This window comes from Micromonospora sp. I033 (genome assembly GCF_053890995.1).
The window spans coordinates 12140-36034 of sequence record NZ_JBSSLX010000042.1; the positions used below are offsets into that span (position 1 = coordinate 12140).

The following is a 23895-nucleotide window of genomic DNA, read 5'->3' on the forward strand; positions in this document are numbered from 1 at the left end:
TTCTACCTGTCTCCCGTTACCAGACGAAGGCGAGGACTTCCCCGCCAACGCTCCGCTTGCGGGCCTGCCGGTCGGTGAGCAGCCCCTGGGACGTCGAAATGATCGCCACGCCCAGCCCGCCGAGCACCCGCGGGAGCCCGTCCGACTTGGCGTACACCCGGAGACCGGGCTTGGACACGCGCTTGATGCCGGCCAGGCTCCGCTCCCGGTTCTGGCCGTACTTCAGCTCGACGACCAGTCGCTTGCCGACGGCGCCCTCCTCGGGCTCCTCGACCGACCAGGTGGCGATGTAACCCTCGGCCTTGAGGACCTCGGCGATGTTCGCCTTGATCTTCGAGTAGGGCATCGTCACCCGGTCGTGGTACGCCTGGTTGGCGTTACGCAGACGCGTGAGCATGTCTGCGATCGGGTCGGTCATCGTCATGAAATTCGTCAACCTTTCTCGCCGGGGTTCCCCGGGCCAGGCCCGGGGCCTACGGCGAAGAGACAGTTCAGCTGACGCGCGAAGCGCGCCGGGCTATTACCAGGAAGCCTTGGACACGCCGGGCAGCTCACCGCGGTGGGCCATCTCCCGGATGCACACCCGGCAGAGACCGAACTTGCGGTAGACCGCCTTCGGACGCCCGCACCGCTGGCAGCGGGTGTACGCGCGAACCGAGAACTTCGGCTTCGCGGCCGCCTTGAGGATCAGCGCCTTCTTGGCCATCTCAGTTCTCCTTGAACGGGAAGCCCAGGAGCTTGAGCAGCGCCCGGCCCTCGTCGTCGGTCGTGGCGGTCGTGACCACCGTGATGTCCATGCCCCGCTGGCGATCGATCTTGTCCTGGTCGATCTCGTGGAACACCGACTGCTCGGTCAGACCGAACGTGTAGTTGCCGTGGCCGTCGAGCTTGCGCCCGTCCAGGCCGCGGAAGTCGCGGATACGCGGCAGCGCGATGGAGAGCAGCCGGTCCAGGAACTCCCACATCCGGTCGCCGCGCAGGGTGACCTTCGCGCCGATCGGCATGCCCTCGCGGAGCTTGAACTGCGCGATGGACTTGGTCGCCCGCCGCACCAGCGGCTTCTGGCCGGTGATCGTGGCCAGGTCGCGGACGGCACCGTCGATCAGCTTGGCGTCGCGAGCGGCCTCGCCGACGCCCATGTTGACGACGATCTTGACGAGCCCGGGCACCTGCATGGGGTTGCCGTAGCTGTACTGCTCCTGCAGCTTCGCCACGACCTCGTTGCGGTACCGCTCCTTGAGGCGCGGCAGGGTCTTGGTTTCGGTAGCCGTGGTCATCACAGGTCCTTACCGGTGCTACGCGCGATGCGGACCTTCTGGCCGTTGTCGTCGATCCGGTAACCGACGCGGGTCGGCTTGCCGTCGGAGTCCAGGACCTGCACGTTCGAGACGTGGATCGGGGCCTCCTGGGTGACGATGCCACCGGTCTTGGCGCCACGCTGGGTGGTGCTGATGCGGGTGTGCTTCTTGACCCGGTTCACGCCCTCGACCAGGACCTTGTCCTGCCGCGGGTAGGCCGCGATGACCTTACCCTTGGCACCCTTGTCCTTGCCGGCGATGACGACGACCGTGTCGCCCTTCTTGACCTTCACGGTCACAACACCTCCGGCGCGAGAGAGATGATCTTCATGAACCGCTTGTCCCGCAGCTCGCGGCCCACCGGGCCGAAGATGCGGGTACCGCGCGGGTCCCCACCGTCCTTGATGATGACGGCGGCGTTCTCGTCGAAGCGGATGTACGAGCCGTCCGGCCGCCGCTTCTCCTTGGCGGTGCGAACGACGACGGCCTTGACGACGTCGCCCTTCTTCACACCGGCACCGGGGATCGCGTCCTTGACCGTGGCCACGATGACGTCGCCGATGCTCGCGTAGCGCCGACCGGAGCCACCGAGAACCCGGATGCACAGGATCTCCCGGGCACCCGTGTTGTCGGCGACGCGCAGTCGCGACTCCTGCTGAATCACGTCTATCTCCTATGTCTGCCGGTTCTCCGGCCGCCGGGGGCGGCCGGAGCCTGGCGGAACCTGCGCCCGACCGAACCCGGCCGAGCTCGAGCCTTCGCTACTTGGCCTTCTCGAGGATCTCCACGAGCCGCCACCGCTTGGTGGCGGAGAGCGGCCGGGTCTCCATGATCAGGACCCGGTCGCCGATGCCGGCCGAGTTCTGCTCGTCGTGGACCTTCAGCTTGCTGGTGCGGCGCATGATCTTGCCGTACAGCGCGTGCTTGACCCGGTCCTCGACCTCGACCACGACGGTCTTTTCCATCTTGTCGCTGACCACGAGACCCTCGCGCACCTTGCGACGGGCCCGCGCGGCGGCGGTGGTGTTCTCACTCATGATGCAGTCACCTCAGTCGGCGCGGCCGAGAGACCCAGCTCACGCTCACGCATGATCGTGTAGATCCGGGCGATCTCCCGACGGATGACCTGCAGCCGCCGGTTGTTGTCCAGCTGCCCGGTTGCGGCCTGCACGCGGAGGTTGAACAGCTCCGCCTTCGCCTCGCGCAGCTTCGTGACCAGCTCCTCCTCGGAGAGCTCACGCAGCTCGGAGGCCTTGACGCCCGCTGCCATCAGGATTCACCCACTTCGCGCGTAACAATGCGGCACTTCATCGGGAGCTTGTGGATCGCGCGACGCATCGCCTCTCGCGCGATCTGCTCGTTGGGGAAGGACATCTCGAAGAGAACCCGCCCCGGCTTGACGTTGGCGACCCACCACTCGGGCGAACCCTTACCGGAACCCATGCGGGTTTCCGCCGGCTTCTTGGTGAGGGCCTGGTCCGGGAAGATCGTGATCCAGACCTTGCCGCCACGCTTGATGTGGCGGGTCATCGCGATACGCGCCGACTCGATCTGGCGGTTGGTCACGTACGCCGGCTCGAGAGCCTGGATCCCGAACTCGCCGAACACCACCCGGTTACCACCCTTGGACGCGCCGTGGCGGTCCGGGTGGTGCGGCTTGCGGAAGCCCTTCGGGGGCTTGCGCGGCATCAGCATCTGTCAGCCCTCCTGCTGCGTTTCTGCCGGCTGGGTCGCGGCCGCGGCCACGGCTCCGGCGTCGACCGGCTCACCGGCCGGCGTCTCCGCCTGCTGCGCGATGGTGGTCGCGGCAGCCCGGCCGGCCTCGGTGCCACCGGCGGTCGTACCCGACGAACCCGACCGGCCACGGCGCGGCCGCTCCGGCCGGTCGCCACGGTCGCGGCGCGGGCCGCGCGACGGGGCGGCCTCGGCCGGGGCCTCGCGGCCCGGGACGGCGTCGCCCTTGTAGATCCAGACCTTCACGCCGATCCGGCCGAAGGTGGTACGGGCCTCGAAGAAGCCGTACTCGATGTTGGCCCGCAGCGTGTGCAGCGGAACCCGGCCCTCGCGGTAGAACTCGGTCCGGCTCATCTCGGCGCCGCCGAGACGGCCCGAGACCTGCACCCGGATGCCCTTGCAGACCGGGTTCTTCATCGCGGACTGCATCGCCTTGCGCATGGCCCGACGGAAGCTGACCCGGCTGGACAGCTGCTCGGCGACGCCCTGGGCGACCAGCTGCGCGTCCGACTCGGGGCTCTTCACCTCGATGATGTTCAGCTGAACCTGCTTGCCGGTGAGCTTCTCCAGCTCGCCGCGGATCCGGTCGGCCTCCGCACCCTTACGGCCGATGACGATGCCCGGCCGGGCGGTGTGGATGTCGACGCGGACCCGGTCCCGGGTGCGCTCGATGTCGACCTTGGAGATCCCGGCGCGCTCGAGGCCCTTGGACATCATCCGGCGGATCTTGACGTCCTCGCCGATGTAGTCCTTGTAGAGCTTGTCCGCGAACCAGCGGGACTTCCAGTCGGTCGAGATGCCGAGCCGGAACCCAGTGGGGTGAACCTTCTGACCCATTACTCGGCACCTTCCGTCGTGCTCTGCCCCTCAGCGGCCTCGGCCTGCGTGGCCGGGGCGGCCTTCTTCGCCGACTTCTTCGGCGCGGCCGGCGCGACCGCCTCGACCGCCACGGTGATGTGGCAGGTCCGCTTGCGGATCCGGTACGCCCGGCCCTGCGCCCGCGGCCGGAACCGCTTCATGGTCGGGCCCTCGTCGACGAACGCCTCGCTGACGAGCAGCGCGTCGGGGTCCAGCCGCTCGTTGTTCTCCGCGTTGGCGATCGCGCTCGCGAGCACCTTGTACACCTGCTCGCTCGCAGCCTGCGGCGCGAACTGCAGCACCGTGAGCGCCTCCTTCGCGGGCAGGCCGCGGACGAGGTTGACCACCCGGCGCGCCTTCATCGGCGAGATGCGCACGTGCCGCGCAACCGCCCGCGCGCCCGGAAGCACCGGAGCGTCGCCCTTTCCTGGCATCGCTGTAACCCCTTGTTCCTCTATCCGTATGCCCGCGGCGTCAGCGCCGGCGGCTCTTCCGGTCGTCCTTCTCGTGACCCTTGAACGTGCGGGTCAGCGCGAACTCGCCGAGCTTGTGCCCGACCATGGCCTCGGTCACGAAGACCGGGACGTGCTTGCGTCCGTCGTGCACGGCGATCGTGTGACCCAGCATCTCCGGGATGATCGTCGAGCGCCGCGACCAGGTCTTGATGACGTTCTTCGAGCCCTTGTCGTTCTGCGTCTCCACCTTCTTGAGCAGGTGGTCGTCGACGAACGGGCCCTTCTTCAGGCTGCGAGGCATGTCTTATCTCCCTCAGCCGCGCTTACGCGTGGCGTAGCGGCGGCGGACGATCAGCCGGTCGCTCGGCTGGCCCTTACGACGGGTGCGGCCCTCGGGCTTACCCTGCGGGTTTACCGGGTGGCGACCACCGGAGGTCTTACCCTCACCACCACCGTGCGGGTGGTCGACCGGGTTCATGGCGACACCACGGACGGTCGGGCGCTTGCCCTTCCACCGCATCCGGCCGGCCTTACCCCAGTTGATGTTCGACTGGTCGGCGTTGCCGATCTCGCCGACGCTGGCGCGGCAGCGCACGTCGACGCGGCGGATCTCACCGGACGGCATGCGGAGGGTCGCGTACGCGCCCTCACGGCCGAGCAGCTGGATGCCGACGCCGGCCGAGCGGGCCAGCTTGGCGCCGCCGCCCGGACGCAGCTCCACGTTGTGGATGGTGGTACCCACCGGGATGTTGCGCAGCGGCAGGTTGTTGCCCGGCTTGATGTCGGCGCTCGGCCCCGACTCCACCCGGTCGCCCTGCTTCAGGTCCTTCGGCGCGATGATGTAGCGCTTCTCGCCGTCGGCGTAGTGCAGCAGCGCGATGCGCGCGGTGCGGTTCGGGTCGTACTCGATGTGCGCGACCTTCGCCGGCACGCCGTCCTTGTCGACCCGCTTGAAGTCGATCAGACGGTACTGCCGCTTGTGGCCGCCACCGTGGTGCCGCGTGGTGATCCGGCCGTGGGCGTTGCGTCCGCCCTTCTTCGGCAGCGGAGCCAGCAGCGACTTCTCGGGCGTCGACCGGGTGATCTCGGCGAAGTCGGCGACGCTCGAGCCACGCCGGCCCGGCGTCGTCGGCTTGTACTTACGGATAGCCATTGTCTACACCCCTCAGCTGACCGGGCCGCCGAAGGCCTCGATACGGTCACCGTCAGCCAGCTTCACGATCGCCCGCTTGGTCGACTTGCGCTGACCGAAGCCGGTCTTGGTGCGCTTGCGCTTGCCCTCGCGGTTGAGCGTGTTGACCGTCAGGACGCGGACGTTGAAGATCTGCTGGATAGCGATCTTGATCTCGGTCTTGTTGGCGTCCGGGTGCACCAGGAAGGTGTACCAGTTCCGGTTCAGCTCGCTGTAGCTCTTCTCCGAGACGACCGGGGCGACGATGATGTCGCGCGGATCGGCGATCGTGCTCACTTGCCACCCTCCTCGGTGGTCTCGGCGGGAACGCCCAGGAACTCGTCCAGGGCCTCCTTGGTGAAGACCACGTCGTCGGCCACCAGCACGTCGTACGTGTTGAGCTGGCCGGCCTCGATCAGGTGCACCCGCGGCTCGTTGCGCAGCGACACCCAGTTCAGCTCGTCGGTGCTGCTCAGCACGACCAGGACCCGACGGGCCTCGGTCAGCTTCGTCAGCGTGGCCAGCGCGGCCTTGGTCGACGGCTTCTCGCCAGAGACGAACGCCTCGACGACGTGCACCTGGCCGGCGCGGGCCCGGTCGGAGAGGGCGCCACGCAGGGCGGCGGCCTTCATCTTCTTCGGGGTGCGCTGGCTGTAGTCGCGCGGCACCGGGCCGTGGACCACGCCACCGCCGGCGAACTGCGGCGCGCGGGTCGAGCCCTGGCGGGCACGACCGGTGCCCTTCTGCTTGTACGGCTTCTTGCCTCCACCGGAGACCTCGCCGCGGGTCTTGACCTTGTGCGTGCCCTGCCGGGCCGCCGCCAGCTGAGCCACCACGACCTGGTGCATCAGCGGGATGTTGGCCTGGACGTCGAAGATGTCGGCCGGCAGCTCGACGGAGCCGCTCTTGGCGCCTTCGACGTTGAGGACGTCAACGGTGGTCACTTGGCCGCACCGCCCTTCTTCACCTTGGTCTTGGCCGCGGTGCGGACCAGGACCAGCGCGCCCTTGGGGCCGGGAATGGCGCCACGGACGAGCAGGAGGTTGTTCTCGGTGTCCACCGCCTGGACGGTGAGGTTCTGGACCGTGTAGCGCACGCCACCCATCCGACCCGCCATCCGGGTGCCCTTGAAGACGCGACCCGGGGTCGCGCAGGCGCCGATCGAGCCCGGCGAGCGGTGCTTGCGCTCGACACCGTGGCTCGCGCGCAGACCGTGGAAGCCGTGCCGCTTCATCGGGCCGGCGTAGCCCTTGCCCTTGGTCTTGCCGGTGACGTCGACGGTCACGCCGGCCGGGAACTCCTCGACCGTGACCTCCTGGCCCGGCGAGTAGTCCGCGGCGTCGACGGTGCGCAGCTCGACGATGTGCCGGCGCGGCGCGACGTCCGCCTTGGCGTAGTGCCCGGCGATCGGCTTCTTGACCTTGCGCGGGTCGATGGCCCCGTACGCCAGCTGGACCGCGGAGTAACCGTCCTTGTCGGCGCTACGAACCTGGCTCACGACGCACGGGCCGGCCTGAACCACGGTCACGGGAACAACGCGGTTGTTGTCCCAGACCTGGGTCATGCCGAGCTTTGCGCCCAGGATCCCCTTGACTTGCCTGTCCATTTGTCCGGTCCCTACAGCTTGATCTCGATGTCGACGCCAGCCGGCAGGTCGAGGCGCATGAGCGAGTCGACCGTCTTCGGGGTCGGGTCGATGATGTCGATCAGACGCTTGTGCGTGCGCATCTCGAAGTGCTCGCGCGAGTCCTTGTACTTGTGCGGCGAGCGGATAACGCAGAAACGGTTGATCTCCGTGGGCAGCGGCACCGGGCCAGCGACCTGCGCCCCGGTACGCGTCACCGTCTCGACGATCTTCCGAGCCGAGGAGTCGACGACCTCGTGGTCATAGGCCTTGAGCCGGATGCGGATCTTCTGTCCCGCCATGGTGGCTTCTGTTCCTTCTCTCGATGCCGCTGTGTTGCGGGCGCCTGTACCGGCTGGTACAGGCCCACTTCGCCGACCCCCGCGGTCGGGCGTGTCGCGCCCGTGGGCCAGGCTCCGCCCCGGGACTCCGGAGCGATTTCCGACCACGCGGTGGGTCATGGCGCCGATCGCGGTGACCGCGACCTGGACGCCGCGCGAGGGTGGTTGATCACCATGGGCGATCAACCACCCCACGCGAGACTGTCTGACACCCGGAGGTCCAGCGTTAACCGGACGCAGGCGACCGACCGTCGTTACGCAACCTGACTAGTATGCCGCACGACCGGCGGCGACGCTAATCGGGGTTACCCAGCTCACTTGACGATCTTGGTGACGCGACCAGCGCCGACCGTACGGCCACCCTCCCGGATCGCGAACTTGAGGTTCTCCTCCATCGCGATGGGCTGGATCAGCTTCACGGACATCGTGGTGTTGTCGCCCGGCATGACCATCTCGGTGCCCTCGGGCAGCGTGACGACGCCGGTAACGTCCGTGGTCCGGAAGTAGAACTGCGGACGGTAGTTCTGGAAGAACGGGGTGTGCCGGCCGCCCTCCTCCTTGGAGAGGATGTAGACCGTCGCCTCGAACTCCGTGTGCGGGGTCGTGGTGCCCGGCTTGATGACGACCATGCCGCGCTCGACGTCCTCGCGCTTGATGCCGCGGAGGAGCAGACCGACGTTCTCGCCGGCCCGGGCCTCGTCGAGCAGCTTGCGGAACATCTCGATGCCGGTGCAGACCGTCTTCTGCGACTTCTCGCGGATACCGACGATCTCCACCTCCTCGTTCGGCTTGAGGATGCCGCGCTCGGCGCGACCGGTGACGACGGTGCCACGACCGGTGATCGTGAACACGTCCTCGATCGGCATCAGGAACGGCTTCTCGGTCTCGCGCTCCGGCTGCGGGATCGCGGTGTCGACAGCGTTCATGAGGTCCATGAGCTTGCCGGTCCACTCGGGGTCGCCCTCGAGGGCCTTCAGCGCCGAGACCCGGACGACCGGCAGGTCGTCACCCGGGTACTCCTGCGACGAGAGCAGCTCGCGGACCTCGAGCTCGACGAGCTCCAGGAGCTCCTCGTCGTCGACCATGTCGCTCTTGTTGAGCGCCACGACGATGTACGGCACGCCGACCTGACGGGCCAGCAGCACGTGCTCGCGGGTCTGCGGCATCGGGCCGTCGGTCGCCGCCACCACCAGGATCGCGCCGTCCATCTGGGCGGCACCGGTGATCATGTTCTTGATGTAGTCGGCGTGACCGGGGCAGTCGACGTGCGCGTAGTGACGCGCCTCGGTCTGGTACTCGACGTGCGCGATGGAGATCGTGATGCCGCGGGCCTTCTCCTCCGGCGCCTTGTCGATCTCGTCGAACGGCGTGTACGGGTTGAGGTCCGGGAACTGGTCGTGCAGGACCTTGGTGATGGCCGCCGTCAGCGTCGTCTTACCGTGGTCGATGTGACCAATGGTGCCGATGTTGACGTGCGGCTTAGTCCGCTCGAACTTCGCCTTCGCCACTGGTGTCCTCCTGTGGACTTTCTTGGTTCGTTCGCCCCGGTGCGCCGGGTCGGCGCTTAGGACTCTGTCGACAGCCTTTCCGGCCTGATGGCCGGAGAGCCTTTGTGGGTTCTGCGGCGATGAAGCCTACAGGCCCGGATTCACACAACCCGACCGAGGTGGTCGCGGGCGGGAGAACCCTCCCGCGACCGGCCCCGAATCATCGGATCAGCTCAGGTGAGCGTCACTCACCCGTCGCCTTGGCGATGATCTCCTTCGCCACGCTCTGCGGAACCTCGGCGTAGGAGTCGAACTGCATGCTGTAGCTAGCCCGGCCCTGGGTCTTCGACCGCAGGTCGCCGACGTAGCCGAACATCTCCGACAGCGGCACCAGGGCCCGGACGATGCGAGCGCCGTGACGCTCCTCCATCGCCTGGATGATGCCGCGCCGGGAGTTGAGGTCGCCGATGACGTCACCCATGTTCTCCTCAGGAGTGGTGACCTCAACGGCCATCATCGGCTCGAGCAGTGCGGGATCGGCCTTGCGGGCCGCCTCCTTCATCACCATCGAGCCGGCGATCTTGAACGCCATCTCGGACGAGTCGACCTCGTGGTACTGGCCGTCCAGCAGCGTCAGCTTGACACCCACCAGCGGGAAGCCGGCGAGGATGCCGTACTGCATGGCGTCCTGGGCGCCCGCGTCCACCGACGGGATGAACTCCCGGGGGATGCGGCCACCGGTGACGGCGTTCGCGAACTCGTAGGTCGGCGAGTCGTTGTCCAGCGGCAGCGGCTCCAGGCTGACGATCACCCGGGCGTACTGGCCGGAACCACCGGTCTGCTTCTTGTGGGTGTACTCGACCTTCTCCACCGCGCGGCGGATGGTCTCGCGGTACGCCACCTGCGGCTTACCGATGTTCGCCTCGACGTTGAACTCGCGGCGCATCCGGTCCACCAGGATGTCCAGGTGCAGCTCGCCCATGCCGGAGATGACCGTCTGGCCGGTCTCCTCGTCCAGCTTGACGCGGAAGGTCGGGTCCTCCTCGGCCAGCCGCTGGATGGCGGTGCTGAGCTTCTCCTGGTCGGCCTTGGTCTTCGGCTCGATGGCCACCTCGATGACCGGCTCCGGGAAGGTCATCGACTCGAGGATGACCGGGTTCGCCGGGTCGCACAGGGTGTCACCGGTGGTGGTCTGCTTCAGACCCTGGACCGCGATGATGTCGCCGGCCTTGGCGGAGCTGCGCTCCTCCCGCTTGTTGGCGTGCATCTGGTAGATCTTGCCGATGCGCTCCTTGCGGTCCTTGGTGGAGTTGACCACCTGGGACCCGGACTCGACCACGCCGGAGTAGACCCGGACGTAGGTGAGCTTGCCGAGGTGCTTGTCGGTCTGGATCTTGAAGGCCAGGCCGGAGAAGGGCTCGGAGGTGGACGGCTTCCGCTGCAGCGGGGTCTCGCCGTCGGTCGCGGTGCCCTCGATCGCCGGGATGTCCAGCGGCGACGGCAGGAAGTCGACCACGGCGTCGAGCATCGGCTGGACGCCCTTGTTCTTGAACGCCGAGCCGCAGAGGACCGGGTTGGCCTTGCCGGCGATGGTGGCCCGACGGATGGCGGCCTTGATCTCCTCGACGGAGATCTCCTCGCCCTCCAGGTACTTCTCCATCACCGAGTCGTCGACGTCGGCCAGGGTCTCCATCAGCTTCTCGCGCCACTCGGCCGCGGAGTCGGCCAGGTCGGCCGGGATCTCCTCGATCGCGTAGTCCTCACCCTTCTGGGTCTCCCCGCGCCAGGTGAGGGCGCGCATGCCGATCAGGTCGACGACGCCGATGTGGTCGCCCTCGAGCCCGATCGGGATCTGGAGCACCAGCGGGGTGGCGTTGAGCCGGTCGATCATCATCTGCACGCAGCGGAAGAAGTCGGCACCGGTCCGGTCGAGCTTGTTGACGAAGCACATCCGCGGGACGTTGTACTTGTCCGCCTGCCGCCAGACGTTCTCCGTCTGCGGCTCGACGCCGGCGACACCGTCGTACACCGCGACCGCACCGTCCAGAACCCGCAGCGACCGCTCCACCTCGACCGTGAAGTCGACGTGGCCGGGCGTGTCGATGATCTGGATCGTGTGGCCCTTCCACTCGCACTTCGTGGCGGCGGAAGTGATCGTGATACCGCGCTCCTGCTCCTGCTCCATCCAGTCCATGACGGCGGCGCCCTCGTGGACCTCACCGATCTTGTACGTGATGCCGGTGTAGAACAGGATTCGCTCGGTGGTAGTGGTCTTACCGGCATCGATGTGCGCCATGATGCCGATGTTGCGTACGTTGGCGAGCGCGTCTGCGGCGGCCACTTCAATCCCTACTTATCGTCGTCTAGACACAACTGGTGGCGGTTCCGGCGCCTCGTGGGCGCCGGAACCAGGGTGTTACCAGCGGTAGTGCGCGAAGGCCTTGTTGGACTCGGCCATCTTGTGCGTGTCCTCGCGCCGCTTGACGGCGGCACCGAGGCCGTTGCTCGCGTCCAGCAGCTCGTTCATCAGCCGCTCGACCATGGTCTTCTCGCGACGGGCGCGGGAGTAGGTGACCAGCCAGCGCAGACCGAGGGTGGTCGCGCGGGCCGGCCGCACCTCGACCGGAACCTGGTAGGTGGCGCCACCGACGCGACGGCTGCGGACCTCGAGGGTCGGCTTCACGTTGTCCATCGCCCGCTTCAGCGTGACGACGGGGTCGGTGCCGGACTTCTCGCGGCAGCCCTCGAGGGCGGCGTAGACGATGCGCTCGGCGAGCTGGCGCTTGCCGCGCAGCAGGATCTTGTTCACCAGCTGGGTGACCAGCGGCGAGTTGTACACCGGGTCAGCGACCAGCGGCTTCCGCGGAGCGGGTCCCTTACGCGGCATGTCAGCTCTTCTCCTTCTTCGCGCCGTAACGGCTGCGAGCCTGCTTGCGGTTGCGGACACCCTGGGTGTCCAGCGAGCCGCGAACGATCTTGTACCGCACGCCGGGGAGGTCCTTCACACGGCCGCCGCGGACGAGCACGATCGAGTGCTCCTGCAGGTTGTGGCCGACGCCCGGGATGTAGGCGGTCACCTCGATCTGGCTGCTGAGCTTGACACGAGCGACCTTGCGCAGCGCCGAGTTCGGCTTCTTGGGGGTGGTGGTGTACACGCGGGTGCACACGCCGCGCCGCTGGGGAGACCCCTTGAGCGCCGGGGTCTTGGTCTTGGTCGTCTTGGCCTGACGGCCCTTTCGGACCAGCTGCTGAATGGTGGGCACCGGGTTTCTCCGCTCCCTTCGGCCGCTGCGAGGCGACCGCGCCGTCTGCTCTAGCCGGCCTGATGGACGGCTCTCCTACATTCCAACCAGGGCCACCTGACGGGGGTCCCAGCACCCGCGGTCGGGCGTGTCGCCCGAGTCACGGTCCCGGTGCGGGTCGCTCGCGCGTCGTACCGGGGTTTGTCACCGGCGCAGGAAACTCCCGACGCCAGGTCTTGGGGCTCTGTCGTGCGGCCGCGCGATCACCGGCTGACCGGTTCCGGCGCACGCACGCATTGCCCGGGCTGGCCCGGGCACAAGGGGAAAGAGTACCTACCACAGCCGCGCGGGTCAAAACGGAGCGGTCCGGGAGGACCGCGTCGCAGTCCGCCAGCCGATCTCGTCGCGCCCGCCCGCCCGTCATGGGCACCTACGGTGACAAGTGTACCGGCTTCCCCCGCGCTCGGCCCGGCGGCCCCGGTTCCGCCCCGGCACCGGACATCAGGGCATACCGGTCGTAGCTGGTCAGCGAGCCGCCCACCGGGGCAGCCGGCTCACGTGATCTGCACCACCAGGGCCAGCGCGAGCCCGCCCAGGCTGAGCAGCAGGCCCACTCCCCCGCAGCTGAGCCCGGCCACGGCCAGGCCGCGGCCGGTGAACCGGACCGCCGGCGGCGGCGCCGGCCGCCGGATCTGCCGCCGGGCCAGCAGCCCCGCCACGATGGCGGCGGTGCCGGCGATCGCCCCGAGCACGGTGAACGCACCGGCGGCCCACGCCCCGCCGTAGTTCGGCCCGGCGACGCCGAAGCAGAGGACCAGCAGCGAGACCAGGATCGAGGCGATCCCGGTGACCAGCGACCCGATGGCGAGCCCGGAGGTCACCGGCGGCACGTCCAGGTGGACCACCCCGAACGGCGTGCCCGGGACCGCGTCGACCCGCTTCGGCGGGCGCGGCGCCTCGCGCGGGGGCGGCGGCACCGCCGCCGGGGACACGGACCCCCAGCCACCGCCGGCCGGCGCGCTCCCCGGCGCGGCCCACCCGCCGCCGGACCCCGGCTGCTGCCCGGGGTACGCCCCGGACGCCGGCCAACCGGCGGGGGCGGACCCTCCGTGCGGTGTCCCGGGAAACGCCGGGGCGGACTGATGCCCGACGTGGTGCGGCGCGACCCCGGGCGGCGCCGGCCCGTACCCGCCGGCGGGTTCGGGCGCGGGCGCGCTCCCCCGCCCGGTCAGTCGACGTTCGGGGCGAAGTCGTGCCCGAACGGGGCGCCGGCGAGCCGGACCACGCCGATCACCACGGCCGCCACGATCGCCACGGCCGCGAGCAGCAGACCCGTCCAGGCCAGCTGCTCGCCCCGGCGCAGCCAGCCGGCGCCGGTGAGGAAGCCACCCGAGACGTACGCCTCGCGCCGCGCCTGCCGGGCGAGGGTGAGCGCGAGGGTCGCGGGCACCACGCCGCCGATGAAGAGCCCGGTGAGCGCCCCGATCAGCCCGAGGGCGAAGACCGCGCGGGCCTTGGTCGAGCGGACCGGCTCGGGGTCGAGCGGATGGCGCCACTGCTGGGCGACGGGTACCTGCCCGGGCATGGTCGTCATGCCCACCATCATGCCCCGGCGCGCCGCCCGAGGGGTCCGCGCCCGCTCGGCGGGTGCGCGGACGCGACGAGGCCCCCGGCGGGTGCCGGGGGCCTCGTCGTTCCTACTGCTTAGCGGTACGACCCGAAGTCGAAGTCGTCCAGCGGCACCGCCTGGCCGCTGGCCGGCCCGAAGCCGTAGTCGGTCTCCGGGTAGCCGGTCATCGAGTAGACCTTGGCCTTCGCCTCCTCGGTCGGCTCGACCCGGACGTTGCGGTACTTGCTGATGCCCGTACCGGCCGGGATGAGCTTACCGATGATCACGTTCTCCTTGAGGCCGATCAGCGAGTCGCTGCGGGCGTGGATCGCCGCGTCCGTCAGCACCCGGGTGGTCTCCTGGAAGGAGGCCGCCGACAGCCAGGAATCCGTGGCCAGCGAGGCCTTGGTGATACCCATCAGCACCGGGCGACCGGCGGCGGGCTCGCCACCCTCGCCGACGAGCCGGCGGTTCTCCGACTCGAACAGCGCCCGGTCGACCAGCACGCCCGGCAGGAACTCGGTCGAGCCGGAGTCGATGACCGTCACCCGCTTGAGCATCTGGCGGATGATGATCTCGATGTGCTTGTCGTGGATGAGCACACCCTGCGAGCGGTAGACCTCCTGGACCTCCTGGGTCAGGTGGACCTGGACCGCGCGCGGGCCGAGGATGCGCAGCAGCTCGTGCGGGTCGATGGTGCCCTCGGTGAGCTTCTCGCCGACCTCGACGTGGTCGCCGTCGTGCGCCCGGAGCCGGACCCGCTTCGAGATCTTGTCATAGACGATCTCGTCGCTGCCGTCGTCCGGGATGACGACGATCTTGCGGGACCGCTCGCCGTCCTCGATCCGGATCCGACCCGGGGTGTCGGCGATGGGCGCCTTACCCTTCGGGATCCGGGCCTCGAAGATCTCCTGGACACGGGGCAGACCCTGGGTGATGTCCTCACCCGCGACACCACCGGTGTGGAAGGTACGCATCGTCAGCTGCGTGCCCGGCTCACCGATCGACTGGGCGGCGATGATGCCGACCGCCTCGCCGACGTCCACGGTCTTGCCGGTCGGCAGCGAGCGGCCGTAGCACGCACCGCAGACGCCCAGCTTCGACTCGCAGGTGAGCACGCTGCGCACCCGCACCGTCTCCACCCCGGCCGCGACGATCGCGTCGACCAGGATCGAGTTGATGTCCTGACCCCGGTGGGCCACCACGGTGCCGTCCGGCCCCTTGATGTCGTCGGCCAGGGTACGGGCGTGCACGCTGGTCTCGGCGTGCTCGTGCACGACCAGCTTGCCGTCCAGCCGCTCGCCGATCTGCATCGGGATGGCGCGGTCGGTGCCGCAGTCCTCCTCGCGGATGATGACGTCCTGCGAGACGTCCACCAGACGCCGGGTCAGGTAACCCGAGTCGGCGGTACGCAGGGCGGTGTCCGCGAGACCCTTCCGGGCACCGTGCGTGGAGATGAAGTACTCCAGCACGGACAGACCCTCCCGGTACGAGGCCTTGATCGGCCGCGGGATGATCTCGCCCTTCGGGTTGGCCACCAGACCACGGATCGCCGCGATCTGCCGGAGCTGGAGCAGGTTACCGCGGGCACCCGAGTTGATCATCTTCCACAGCGGGTTCTCCTGCGGCAGCGCGGTGTCCATCTCCTTGGCGACCTCGTTGGTCGCCTTGGTCCAGATCTCGATGAGCTCGCCGCGACGCTCCTCGGCGGTCATCAGACCACGCTGGTACTGCTTGTCGATCCGGTCGGCTTCCTTCTCGTACCGGTCCAGGATCTCCCGCTTGCGCGGGGGAGCGATGACGTCCTCCATGCCGATGGTGACGCCGGACCAGGTGGCCCAGTGGAAACCGGCCTCCTTGAGCCCGTCCAGGGTGGCCGCCAGGGCCACCTTCGGGAAGCGCTCGGCGAGGTCGTTGACGATCGCGGAGAGCTGGCCCTTGCGGATCTCGTAGTTCACGAAGCGGTAGCCCTGCGGCAGCGTCTCGTTGAACAGGACCCGGCCCAGGGTGGTCTCCACCGTCACCGGCTCGCCCTCGACCCAGCCCTCGGGCGCGACCCACGGCTCCGCGCCGGCGCCGTTGTCGACCCCGACGATGCCCCGCAGGCGGATCTTGACCGGGGTCTGCAGGTGCAGCTCCCGGTTGTCGTACGCCATGCGCGCCTCGGCGTCCGAGCTGAACGCCCGGCCCTCGCCCTGCCCACCGGGGGTGAGGTGGGTGAGGTGGTAGAGGCCGATGACCATGTCCTGGGTGGGCATGGTGACCGGCTTGCCGTCGGCCGGCTTGAGGATGTTGTTCGACGACAGCATCAGGATCCGCGCCTCGGCCTGGGCCTCGGCGGACAGCGGCACGTGGACCGCCATCTGGTCACCGTCGAAGTCGGCGTTGAACGCGGTGCACACCAGCGGGTGGATCTGGATCGCCTTGCCCTCGACCAGCTGCGGCTCGAAGGCCTGGATGCCCAGCCGGTGCAGGGTCGGCGCCCGGTTCAGCAGGACCGGGTGCTCGCCGATGACCTCTTCCAGCACGTCCCACACGACCGGCCGCTGCCGCTCGACCATCCGCTTGGCGGACTTGATGTTCTGCGCGTGGTTGAGGTCCACCAGCCGCTTCATCACGAACGGCTTGAACAGCTCCAGCGCCATCTGCTTGGGCAGGCCGCACTGGTGCAGCTTGAGCTTCGGGCCGACCACGATGACCGAACGGCCGGAGTAGTCGACGCGCTTGCCGAGCAGGTTCTGGCGGAACCGGCCCTGCTTGCCCTTGAGCATGTCGGAGAGCGACTTCAGCGGGCGGTTACCCGGGCCGGTGACCGGCCGGCCGCGACGGCCGTTGTCGAACAGCGCGTCGACTGCCTCCTGGAGCATCCGCTTCTCGTTGTTGACGATGATCTCGGGCGCGCCGAGGTCGATCAGCCGCTTGAGGCGGTTGTTCCGGTTGATCACCCGGCGGTACAGGTCGTTCAGGTCGGAGGTCGCGAAGCGGCCACCGTCCAGCTGCACCATCGGACGCAGGTCCGGCGGGATGACCGGGACGCAGTCCAGCACCATGCCGAGCGGCGAGTTGCGGGTGTTCTGGAACGCCGCCACGACCTTGAGCCGCTTGAGCGCCCGGATCTTCCGCTGGCCCTTGCCGGACCGGATGGTCTCGCGCAGGCTCTCGGCCTCGGCCTCCAGGTCCATGTTCTGGACCAGCGCCTTGATGGCCTCGGCGCCCATGCTGCCGGTGAAGTACTCGCCGAAGCGGTCGCGCAGCTCGCGGTAGAGCAGCTCGTCGGTGACCAGCTGCTTCGGCTCCAGCTTGCGGAAGGTGTCGAGGACCTCGTCGAGGCGGTCGATCTCGCGCTGGGCCCGGTCGCGGATCTGGCGCATCTCGCGCTCTCCGCCCTCCTTGACCTTGCGCCGGACGTCCGCCTTCGCGCCCTCGGCCTCCAGCTCGGCCAGGTCGGCCTCGAGCTTGGCGGCCCGCTTCTCGATCTCCGAGTCGCGGCTGTTCTCGGCCTGCCGCTTCTCGGCCAGGATCTCGTTCTCGATGGTCGAGAGGTCACGGTGACGCGCTTCGGCGTCCACGCTCGTCACGACGTACGAGGCGAAGTAGATGATCTTCTCGAGGTCCTTCGGCGCGAGGTCCAGCAGGTAGCCCAGCCGGCTCGGCACGCCCTTGAAGTACCAGATGTGAGTCACCGGAGCGGCCAGCTCGATGTGACCCATCCGCTCCCGGCGGACCTTGGAGCGGGTCACCTCGACGCCGCAGCGCTCGCAGATGATGCCCTTGAAGCGGACCCGCTTGTACTTACCGCAGTAGCACTCCCAGTCCCGCTGCGGACCGAAGATCTTCTCGCAGAAGAGCCCGTCCTTTTCCGGCTTCAGGGTGCGGTAGTTGATGGTCTCGGGCTTCTTGACCTCGCCGTGGGACCACTGACGGATGTCGTCGGCGGTGGCGAGACCGATGCGCAGCTCGTCGAAGAAGTTGACGTCGAGCACTATGTCCCCTATGTCGTCGTCTGTACTGCTTAGCTAACGGGCGGGGTCGGGAGCCGGCGAACCGGCTCCCGACCGCTCGCCTCAGACCTCTTCGACCGAGCTCGGCTCGCGCCGGGACAGGTCGATGCCCAGCTCCTCCGCGGCCCGGAACACCTCGTCGTCGGTCTCGCGCATCTCCAGGGCCACACCGTCGCTGGACAGCACCTCGACGTTGAGGCACAGCGACTGCAGCTCCTTGAGCAGCACCTTGAACGACTCCGGGATGCCCGGCTCCGGGATGTTCTCGCCCTTGACGATCGCCTCGTAGACCTTGACCCGGCCGAGGACGTCGTCGGACTTGATGGTCAGCAGCTCCTGCAGGGCGTAGGCGGCGCCGTACGCCTGCATGGCCCAGCACTCCATCTCACCGAAGCGCTGGCCACCGAACTGGGCCTTACCACCCAGCGGCTGCTGCGTGATCATCGAGTACGGGCCGGTCGACCGGGCGTGGATCTTGTCGTCGACCAGGTGGTTGAGCTTGAGGATGTAGACGTAGCCGACCGCGATCGGGTCCGGCAGCGGCTCGCCGGAGCGACCGTCGAACAGCTGCGCCTTGCCGGAGGAGCCGATCAGCTGCTTGCCGTCCCGGTTGGGCAGGGTCGACGCGAGCAGACCGGAGATCTCCTCCTCCCGGGCACCGTCGAAGACCGGAGTGGCCACGTTGGTGTCGGGCTCGGACTCGTGCGCCTCGATCGAGCGGAGCTGGCGCTTCCACTCGGCGTCGTCGCCGTCCACGCTCCAGCCGGTCTTGGCCACCCACCCGAGGTGGGTCTCCAGGACCTGGCCGATGTTCATCCGGGACGGCACACCGAGCGGGTTCAGCACGATGTCGACCGGGGTGCCGTCCTCCAGGAACGGCATGTCCTCGATCGGCAGGATCTTGGAGATGACGCCCTTGTTGCCGTGGCGGCCCGCGAGCTTGTCACCGTCCTGGATCTTGCGCTTCTGGGCCACGTAGACCCGGACCAGCTCGTTCACGCCCGGGGGCAGCTCGTCGCCGTCCTCGCGGGAGAAGGTACGCACACCGATGACCGTGCCGGTCTCGCCGTGCGGCACCTTCAGCGAGGTGTCCCGGACCTCGCGCGCCTTCTCGCCGAAGATCGCGCGGAGCAGCCGCTCCTCGGGGGTCAGCTCGGTCTCACCCTTCGGGGTGACCTTGCCGACCAGGATGTCGCCGGGGACGACCTCGGCGCCGATCCGGATGATGCCGCGCTCGTCGAGGTCGGCGAGCATCTCCTCGCTGACGTTCGGGATGTCGCGGGTGATCTCCTCCGGGCCGAGCTTGGTGTCCCGGGCGTCGACCTCGTGCTCCTCGATGTGGATCGAGGTGAGCACGTCCTGCTGCACGAGGCGCTGCGACAGGATGATCGCGTCCTCGTAGTTGTGGCCCTCCCAGGTCATGAACGCCACGAGCAGGTTGCGCCCGAGCGCCATCTCGCCCTCGTCGGTGCACGGACCGTCGGCGATGACCTGGCCGGCCTCGACGCGGTCGCCCTCGAAGACGACCGGCTTCTGGTTGACGCAGGAGCCGGCGTTGGAGCGGCGGAACTTGTGCAGCAGGTACGTCCGGCGGTGGCCGTCGTCCTGGTGGACGGTGATGTAGTCCGCGCAGAGGTCCTCGACCACACCGCCGACCTCGGCGACGACCACGTCACCGGCGTCCACGGCCGCCCGGTACTCCATGCCCGTGCCGACCAGCGGGGCCTCGGCCTTGACCAGCGGCACCGCCTGGCGCTGCATGTTCGCGCCCATGAGCGCGCGGTTGGCGTCGTCGTGCTCGAGGAACGGGATCATCGCGGTCGCGACCGAGGTCATCTGCCGCGGCGACACGTCCATGTAGTCGACGGCCGACGGCGCCACGTCCTCGGTCTCGCCGCCCTTACGGCGGACCAGGACGCGGTCCTCGGCGAACGACCCGTCCGACTTCAGCGGAGCGTTGGCCTGCGCCTTGACGAACCGGTCCTCCTCGTCCGCGGTCAGGTAGTCGATCTGGTCGGTGACCCGACCGTCGATGACCTTCCGGTACGGCGTCTCGATGAAGCCGAACGGGTTGACCCGGGCGAAGGTGGAGAGCGCGCCGATCAGACCGATGTTCGGGCCTTCGGGCGTCTCGATCGGGCACATCCGGCCGTAGTGGGACGGGTGCACGTCACGGACCTCGAAGCCGGCCCGCTCCCGGGACAGACCACCCGGGCCGAGCGCGCTCAGCCGGCGCCGGTGGGTCAGGCCCGCCAGCGGATTGGTCTGGTCCATGAACTGGGACAGCTGCGACGTGCCGAAGAACTCCTTGATCGCCGCCACCACCGGGCGGATGTTGATCAGGGTCTGCGGCGTGATCGCCTCGACGTCCTGGGTGGTCATCCGCTCGCGGACGACCCGCTCCATCCGGGAGAGACCGACCCGGACCTGGTTCTGGATCAGCTCGCCCACGGTGCGCAGGCGCCGGTTGCCGAAGTGGTCGATGTCGTCGGCCTCGTAGCCCTCCTCACCGGCGTGCAGCCGGCAGAGGTATTCCACGGTGGCGACGATGTCGTCCTCGGTCAGCGTGCCGGTGGTGATCGGCACGTCCAGCTCGAGCTTCTTGTTGAACTTGTAACGACCGACCTTGGCGACGTCGTACCGCTTCGGGTTGAAGAAGAGGTTGTCGAGCAGGGTCTGGGCGTTCTCACGGGTCGGCGGCTCGCCAGGGCGGAGCTTCCGGTAGATGTCGAGCAGCGCCTCGTCCTGCCCGGCGATGTGGTCCTTCTCGAGCGTGGTCATCATCAGCTCGGACCAGCCGAACTTCTCGCGGATCTGCTCCGCGGACCACCCGATGGCCTTGAGCAGGACGGTGACGGCCTGCCGGCGCTTGCGGTCGATGCGGACGCCGACCGTGTCGCGCTTGTCGATGTCGAACTCCAGCCAGGCACCCCGGCTCGGGATGACCTTGACGCTGGAGAGGTCGCGGTCGGAGGTCTTGTCCGGCTGCTTGTCGAAGTAGACGCCCGGCGAGCGGACGAGCTGGCTGACCACGACGCGCTCGGTGCCGTTGATGATGAAGGTGCCCTTCGGCGTCATCATCGGGAAGTCACCCATGAACACCGTCTGGCTCTTGATCTCGCCGGTGGTGTTGTTGGTGAACTCCGCGGTCACGAACAGCGGGGCGCAGTAGGTCAGGTCCTTCTCCTTGCACTCCTCGATCGAGGCCTTGACCTCGTCGAAGCGCGGAGCCGAGAAGGAGAGCGACATGGTGCCGGAGAAGTCCTCAATGGGACTGATCTCGTCGAGGATCTCCGCGAGACCCGAGCGTGCGTGCGGGTCGTCCGACGACCGGCCCTGCCAAGCCTCGTTGCCGACGAGCCAGTCGAAGGACTCGTTCTGGATGGCGAGGAGGTTGGGGACCTCGAGGTGTTCGGTAATCCGACCGAAAGAAACTCGGCGGGGCGCGAAAGCGCTCGACGTACGACTGGTCTTCGCAGGGCGGGAAGCTGCCAAGATGCGTCCTTCCGAGGACCGGTGCTGCAGAACGGCTGGTACGCGTGCACTCCAATGACCCCACCAGAAATATCCGTAAACGGACATTTCCGAGCAGGGGTCAAGTCGGAAGGCAGCGCAAACTAGCAGTGTAGCCGAGAGGCTAACCGCTGTCCAGCCCACCCCGCAGGTCATCGCGGAACTTGCCTCGGGACCTCGGAAAACCGGGTCAACCGGGCTGCTCGGAACGCGACGTTCCTGCCGGTCCGCTCAGGCGCAGCGGCGGTGGTGCTGCCGTTGCCTTACCCGAGAGGCGGCCGTTGCAAGCGCGGAAGGTCTTGCTGGTGTCAGCGTGCCTGCCGGGCCGTGCCGCGTCAAGGGCCGGTTACCGCTCGGGGTGTCTTTCCCACCGACGGGCTACCGACAGACGCCCCGGGGACGCCGGTACGCCGGACGCGGACGCCCTGCTCACGCCGCTGCCACCCGGTGGCACCAACACGGCGGGCGGCGATCCGGTTCCCCGGATCACCGCCCGCCGCGACGCGGTGTGCCCCGGCTCACGTGAGCCGGACGCGCGTCAGGTCGAACTCAAGGTCACTTGAGGGTGACCTTGGCGCCCTCGCCCTCGAGCTTGGCCTTGGCCTTCTCGGCGGTCTCCTTGTTGGCCTTCTCCAGGACGGCCTTCGGAGCAGCCTCGACCAGGTCCTTGGCCTCCTTGAGGCCCAGGCCGGTCAGCTCGCGCACGACCTTGATGACCTGGATCTTCTTGCCACCGTCGGCGTCGAGGATGACGTCGAACTCGTCCTTCTCCGGCTCGGCCTCGGCGGCCGGGCCGGCGGGGCCGCCGGCGGCGGCGACGGCGACCGGAGCCGCCGCGGTGACCTCGAAGGTCTCCTCGAACTGCTTCACGAACTCGGAGAGCTCGATCAGCGTCATCTCCTTGAACGCGTCGAGCAGCTCGTCGGTGCTGAGCTTCGCCATGTCTGGCGTCCTTTCTGAAAGTGAAAACTAAGAACGTGGGTGCGCCGGGTGGCCTCAGGCCGCCTCGGCGCCCTCCTTCTCGCGCTTGTCCTGCAGAGCGGCCGCCAGACGCGCGGTCTTGGCGAGCGGAGCCTGGAACAGGGCCGCGGCCTTGCTCAGGTTGCCCTTCATGGCGCCGGCCAGCTTCGCCAGCAGCACCTCGCGGGACTCCAGGTCGGCGAGCTTCGTGACCTCGGCCGCGGAAATGGCCTTGCCCTCGAAGACACCGCCCTTGATGACGAGCTTCGGGTTGGCCTTCGCGAACTCGCGAAGCCCCTTCGCCGCCTCGACGACGTCGCCCGAAACGAAAGTCAGCGCGGTAGGACCGGTGAACAGCTCGTCGAGGCCGGAGATGCCCGCGTCGGTCGCGGCACGCTTGGCCAGCGTGTTCTTCGCGACCGTGTAGCTGGTCTCCTTGCCGAGCGAGCGCCGCAGCTGGGTGAGCTGCGAAACCGTGAGCCCGCGGTACTCGGTCAGCACGGTGGCCCCCGCGTTGCGGAAGCTCTCGGTCAGCTCGGCGACGGCCGTGGCCTTGTCGGCCCGGATCGGCTTGTCCGCCATGTCCCTCCTCTCTCGTTGCTCGGAGCTGGTACGCCGGCGACGAGCGAAGGCTCGCGACGGCGGCGGAGGCATCACGACAACGAGAAAAGCCCCGGCGCAGGGCGCACGGGGCGAGGGCCGGCAACGTGGGCGCGGTCGGCGGACCACGCACAGCACCGAGTTTCGCTTGCCGCCCTGCGCGGGTCGCCCGTCATCGCGGGACCTTCGACCGTGCCGGGGCACGGTGACCAGCGGTCTCTGGGTGGAACTACGCGACAAGGTTACGCGACGTGTCCCGTTACCTCCAAATCGCCCCCGGAGTGCTCCCGGTCACTCAGGCGCGGCTCCGCCGACCCCAGCCGTAGCCCGCCAGCGCCACAGCCGCCCAGGCCAGCGCCCAGGCGGTCAGCAGCAGGCCGGTGGGGGCCGCCAGCGGGCCGGCCAGCGCCCGGGCGGTGGGCAGCACCGGCGGGACCAGCCAGGGCGCCACCGAGCCGGAGAGGCCGAGGACCACCGCGGCCACCGCGCCGACGGTGAGCACGGCCACGCCGTAGCCGGCGCTGCGGGTGATCGCCCGGCTGGCCAGGGCGCCCAGCGCCACCGCCGCCGGCAGCGCCAGCAGGTGGGCCCAGAGGCCGAGCGCCAGCCCCTCGGCCAGCGGCCGGTCCCCCGGCCCGGCCGGGCCGGTCACCCCGCCGACCAGCCAGGGGAAGACCAGCGCCACGGCCACCGTGCCCAGGCCGGCCACGGTCGCCGCGAGCAGGCCGGCGGCCCGCTCCCGGGCCGCGCCGAGCACCACCCGGGCCAGCCGGCGCTGCACGTCGGGCTCGACGTCGAGCAGGATCTTGGTCTGCCAGGCCAGCACCGGGAAGAGCACCACCGCCGAGACGCCGTAGGCCTCCGCCGGCTGGGCCCGGCCGCCGCCGTAGAGGACGCCGAGGGCCAGCAGGCCGGCCAGCACCGGGGCCAGCGCCCGCCCGGTACGCAGGAAGCCGGCCAGCCGAAGCCGGACGAGGGCGGTCACCGGGCCACCTCGGGCGC

At 68.9% G+C, this 23895-nt stretch carries 27 protein-coding genes; all 27 read right to left on the reverse strand.

Going from position 1 to position 23895, the window contains the following annotated elements:
• Positions 1–16: 16 nt before the first annotated feature.
• Positions 17–424, reverse strand: coding sequence for a 30S ribosomal protein S8 (gene rpsH, locus ACW0Q9_RS10315; protein WP_013288624.1), 408 nt, complete (start codon positions 422–424; stop codon positions 17–19).
• A 96-nt stretch (positions 425–520) separates the two neighbouring features.
• Entirely contained in the window at positions 521–706 is a 186-nt protein-coding gene (locus tag ACW0Q9_RS10320; RefSeq protein WP_007073023.1) for a type Z 30S ribosomal protein S14, read from the reverse strand.
• A 1-nt stretch (position 707) separates the two neighbouring features.
• A complete protein-coding gene (rplE, locus tag ACW0Q9_RS10325; RefSeq protein WP_091317981.1) occupies positions 708–1277 on the reverse strand; it encodes a 50S ribosomal protein L5 in 570 nt (189 codons plus the stop codon).
• The gene (gene rplX / locus ACW0Q9_RS10330; protein WP_007465276.1) at positions 1277–1597 is read right to left on the reverse strand and encodes a 50S ribosomal protein L24; all 321 of its coding nucleotides are present in this window, start codon (positions 1595–1597) and stop codon (positions 1277–1279) included. The genes rplE and rplX overlap by 1 nt, the downstream gene beginning before the upstream one ends.
• Entirely contained in the window at positions 1594–1962 is a 369-nt protein-coding gene (gene rplN, locus ACW0Q9_RS10335; RefSeq protein ID WP_007073026.1) for a 50S ribosomal protein L14, read from the reverse strand. Before rplN ends, rplX begins: the two co-directional genes overlap by 4 nt.
• A gap of 97 nt (positions 1963–2059) precedes the next feature.
• On the reverse strand, positions 2060–2335 hold the full coding sequence (gene rpsQ, locus ACW0Q9_RS10340; protein WP_091262798.1) for a 30S ribosomal protein S17: 276 nt from the start codon (positions 2333–2335) through the stop codon (positions 2060–2062).
• Positions 2332–2568, reverse strand: coding sequence for a 50S ribosomal protein L29 (rpmC, locus tag ACW0Q9_RS10345; protein ID WP_007073028.1), 237 nt, complete (start codon positions 2566–2568; stop codon positions 2332–2334). The genes rpsQ and rpmC overlap by 4 nt, the downstream gene beginning before the upstream one ends.
• A complete protein-coding gene (gene rplP, locus ACW0Q9_RS10350; RefSeq protein ID WP_073834927.1) occupies positions 2568–2993 on the reverse strand; it encodes a 50S ribosomal protein L16 in 426 nt (141 codons plus the stop codon). Before rplP ends, rpmC begins: the two co-directional genes overlap by 1 nt.
• A gap of 3 nt (positions 2994–2996) precedes the next feature.
• Positions 2997–3869 carry a 30S ribosomal protein S3 gene (gene rpsC / locus ACW0Q9_RS10355; RefSeq protein ID WP_091262800.1) on the reverse strand — a complete coding sequence of 291 codons (873 nt, stop codon included), beginning with the start codon at positions 3867–3869 and terminating at the stop codon, positions 2997–2999.
• Positions 3869–4324, reverse strand: coding sequence for a 50S ribosomal protein L22 (rplV, locus tag ACW0Q9_RS10360; protein ID WP_456179973.1), 456 nt, complete (start codon positions 4322–4324; stop codon positions 3869–3871). The genes rpsC and rplV overlap by 1 nt, the downstream gene beginning before the upstream one ends.
• 40 nt (positions 4325–4364) lie before the next feature.
• On the reverse strand, positions 4365–4646 hold the full coding sequence (rpsS, locus tag ACW0Q9_RS10365; RefSeq protein WP_007073032.1) for a 30S ribosomal protein S19: 282 nt from the start codon (positions 4644–4646) through the stop codon (positions 4365–4367).
• Positions 4647–4658: 12 nt separating this feature from the next.
• A complete protein-coding gene (gene rplB, locus ACW0Q9_RS10370; RefSeq protein WP_091262802.1) occupies positions 4659–5498 on the reverse strand; it encodes a 50S ribosomal protein L2 in 840 nt (279 codons plus the stop codon).
• 12 nt (positions 5499–5510) lie between these two features.
• A complete protein-coding gene (gene rplW, locus ACW0Q9_RS10375; protein ID WP_091317975.1) occupies positions 5511–5813 on the reverse strand; it encodes a 50S ribosomal protein L23 in 303 nt (100 codons plus the stop codon).
• A complete protein-coding gene (gene rplD, locus ACW0Q9_RS10380; protein ID WP_456179976.1) occupies positions 5810–6460 on the reverse strand; it encodes a 50S ribosomal protein L4 in 651 nt (216 codons plus the stop codon). The genes rplW and rplD overlap by 4 nt, the downstream gene beginning before the upstream one ends.
• A complete protein-coding gene (rplC, locus tag ACW0Q9_RS10385) occupies positions 6457–7122 on the reverse strand; it encodes a 50S ribosomal protein L3 (RefSeq protein ID WP_456179978.1) in 666 nt (221 codons plus the stop codon). Before rplC ends, rplD begins: the two co-directional genes overlap by 4 nt.
• Before the next feature lie 11 nt (positions 7123–7133).
• The gene (gene rpsJ, locus ACW0Q9_RS10390) at positions 7134–7442 is read right to left on the reverse strand and encodes a 30S ribosomal protein S10 (RefSeq protein WP_007073037.1); all 309 of its coding nucleotides are present in this window, start codon (positions 7440–7442) and stop codon (positions 7134–7136) included.
• 353 nt (positions 7443–7795) lie between these two features.
• Positions 7796–8989: an elongation factor Tu gene (gene tuf, locus ACW0Q9_RS10395; RefSeq protein WP_262283035.1), complete on the reverse strand. Its 1194-nt coding sequence runs from the start codon at positions 8987–8989 to the stop codon at positions 7796–7798.
• Positions 8990–9212: 223 nt separating this feature from the next.
• Positions 9213–11309: an elongation factor G gene (gene fusA, locus ACW0Q9_RS10400; RefSeq protein WP_456179981.1), complete on the reverse strand. Its 2097-nt coding sequence runs from the start codon at positions 11307–11309 to the stop codon at positions 9213–9215.
• 75 nt (positions 11310–11384) lie between these two features.
• Positions 11385–11855, reverse strand: a complete 471-nt coding sequence (gene rpsG / locus ACW0Q9_RS10405; RefSeq protein WP_013735957.1) for a 30S ribosomal protein S7 — start codon at positions 11853–11855, stop codon at positions 11385–11387.
• Between the two features lies 1 nt (position 11856).
• On the reverse strand, positions 11857–12231 hold the full coding sequence (rpsL, locus tag ACW0Q9_RS10410; RefSeq protein WP_007465318.1) for a 30S ribosomal protein S12: 375 nt from the start codon (positions 12229–12231) through the stop codon (positions 11857–11859).
• A 533-nt stretch (positions 12232–12764) separates the two neighbouring features.
• Positions 12765–13187 carry a hypothetical protein gene (locus ACW0Q9_RS10415; RefSeq protein ID WP_456179990.1) on the reverse strand — a complete coding sequence of 141 codons (423 nt, stop codon included), beginning with the start codon at positions 13185–13187 and terminating at the stop codon, positions 12765–12767.
• Positions 13188–13438: 251 nt separating this feature from the next.
• Positions 13439–13804 carry a hypothetical protein gene (locus ACW0Q9_RS10420; protein ID WP_456179983.1) on the reverse strand — a complete coding sequence of 122 codons (366 nt, stop codon included), beginning with the start codon at positions 13802–13804 and terminating at the stop codon, positions 13439–13441.
• A gap of 110 nt (positions 13805–13914) precedes the next feature.
• A complete protein-coding gene (locus tag ACW0Q9_RS10425) occupies positions 13915–17802 on the reverse strand; it encodes a DNA-directed RNA polymerase subunit beta' (RefSeq protein WP_456179985.1) in 3888 nt (1295 codons plus the stop codon).
• 81 nt (positions 17803–17883) lie between these two features.
• On the reverse strand, positions 17884–21315 hold the full coding sequence (gene rpoB, locus ACW0Q9_RS10430; protein ID WP_091262812.1) for a DNA-directed RNA polymerase subunit beta: 3432 nt from the start codon (positions 21313–21315) through the stop codon (positions 17884–17886).
• A 573-nt stretch (positions 21316–21888) separates the two neighbouring features.
• The gene (gene rplL, locus ACW0Q9_RS10435) at positions 21889–22275 is read right to left on the reverse strand and encodes a 50S ribosomal protein L7/L12 (RefSeq protein ID WP_091317960.1); all 387 of its coding nucleotides are present in this window, start codon (positions 22273–22275) and stop codon (positions 21889–21891) included.
• Between the two features lie 54 nt (positions 22276–22329).
• Positions 22330–22875 (reverse strand): 50S ribosomal protein L10, encoded by a 546-nt coding sequence (rplJ, locus tag ACW0Q9_RS10440; RefSeq protein ID WP_456179988.1) that lies wholly within the window; start codon positions 22873–22875, stop codon positions 22330–22332.
• A gap of 313 nt (positions 22876–23188) precedes the next feature.
• Positions 23189–23878 carry a hypothetical protein gene (locus ACW0Q9_RS10445; protein ID WP_456179992.1) on the reverse strand — a complete coding sequence of 230 codons (690 nt, stop codon included), beginning with the start codon at positions 23876–23878 and terminating at the stop codon, positions 23189–23191.
• Positions 23879–23895: the final 17 nt, after the last annotated feature.

Coding starts and splice junctions, on each gene's coding strand:
- rplV (WP_456179973.1), bottom strand. CDS start 4,324: ATGCCAGGAAAGGGCGACGCTCCGGTGCTTCCGGGCGCGCGGGCGGTT.
- rpsG (WP_013735957.1), bottom strand. CDS start 11,855: ATGCCGCGTAAGGGACCCGCTCCGCGGAAGCCGCTGGTCGCTGACCCG.
- rplP (WP_073834927.1), bottom strand. CDS start 2,993: ATGCTGATGCCGCGCAAGCCCCCGAAGGGCTTCCGCAAGCCGCACCAC.
- rpsH (WP_013288624.1), bottom strand. CDS start 424: ATGACGATGACCGACCCGATCGCAGACATGCTCACGCGTCTGCGTAAC.
- rplL (WP_091317960.1), bottom strand. CDS start 22,275: ATGGCGAAGCTCAGCACCGACGAGCTGCTCGACGCGTTCAAGGAGATG.
- rpsJ (WP_007073037.1), bottom strand. CDS start 7,442: ATGGCGGGACAGAAGATCCGCATCCGGCTCAAGGCCTATGACCACGAG.
- rpsQ (WP_091262798.1), bottom strand. CDS start 2,335: ATGAGTGAGAACACCACCGCCGCCGCGCGGGCCCGTCGCAAGGTGCGC.
- rplC (WP_456179978.1), bottom strand. CDS start 7,122: ATGGACAGGCAAGTCAAGGGGATCCTGGGCGCAAAGCTCGGCATGACC.
- rpsS (WP_007073032.1), bottom strand. CDS start 4,646: ATGCCTCGCAGCCTGAAGAAGGGCCCGTTCGTCGACGACCACCTGCTC.
- rplE (WP_091317981.1), bottom strand. CDS start 1,277: ATGACCACGGCTACCGAAACCAAGACCCTGCCGCGCCTCAAGGAGCGG.
- rpsC (WP_091262800.1), bottom strand. CDS start 3,869: ATGGGTCAGAAGGTTCACCCCACTGGGTTCCGGCTCGGCATCTCGACC.
- ACW0Q9_RS10320 (WP_007073023.1), bottom strand. CDS start 706: ATGGCCAAGAAGGCGCTGATCCTCAAGGCGGCCGCGAAGCCGAAGTTC.
- rplB (WP_091262802.1), bottom strand. CDS start 5,498: ATGGCTATCCGTAAGTACAAGCCGACGACGCCGGGCCGGCGTGGCTCG.
- ACW0Q9_RS10420 (WP_456179983.1), bottom strand. CDS start 13,804: ATGACGACCATGCCCGGGCAGGTACCCGTCGCCCAGCAGTGGCGCCAT.
- rpmC (WP_007073028.1), bottom strand. CDS start 2,568: ATGGCAGCGGGCGTCAAGGCCTCCGAGCTGCGTGAGCTCTCCGAGGAG.
- rplJ (WP_456179988.1), bottom strand. CDS start 22,875: ATGGCGGACAAGCCGATCCGGGCCGACAAGGCCACGGCCGTCGCCGAG.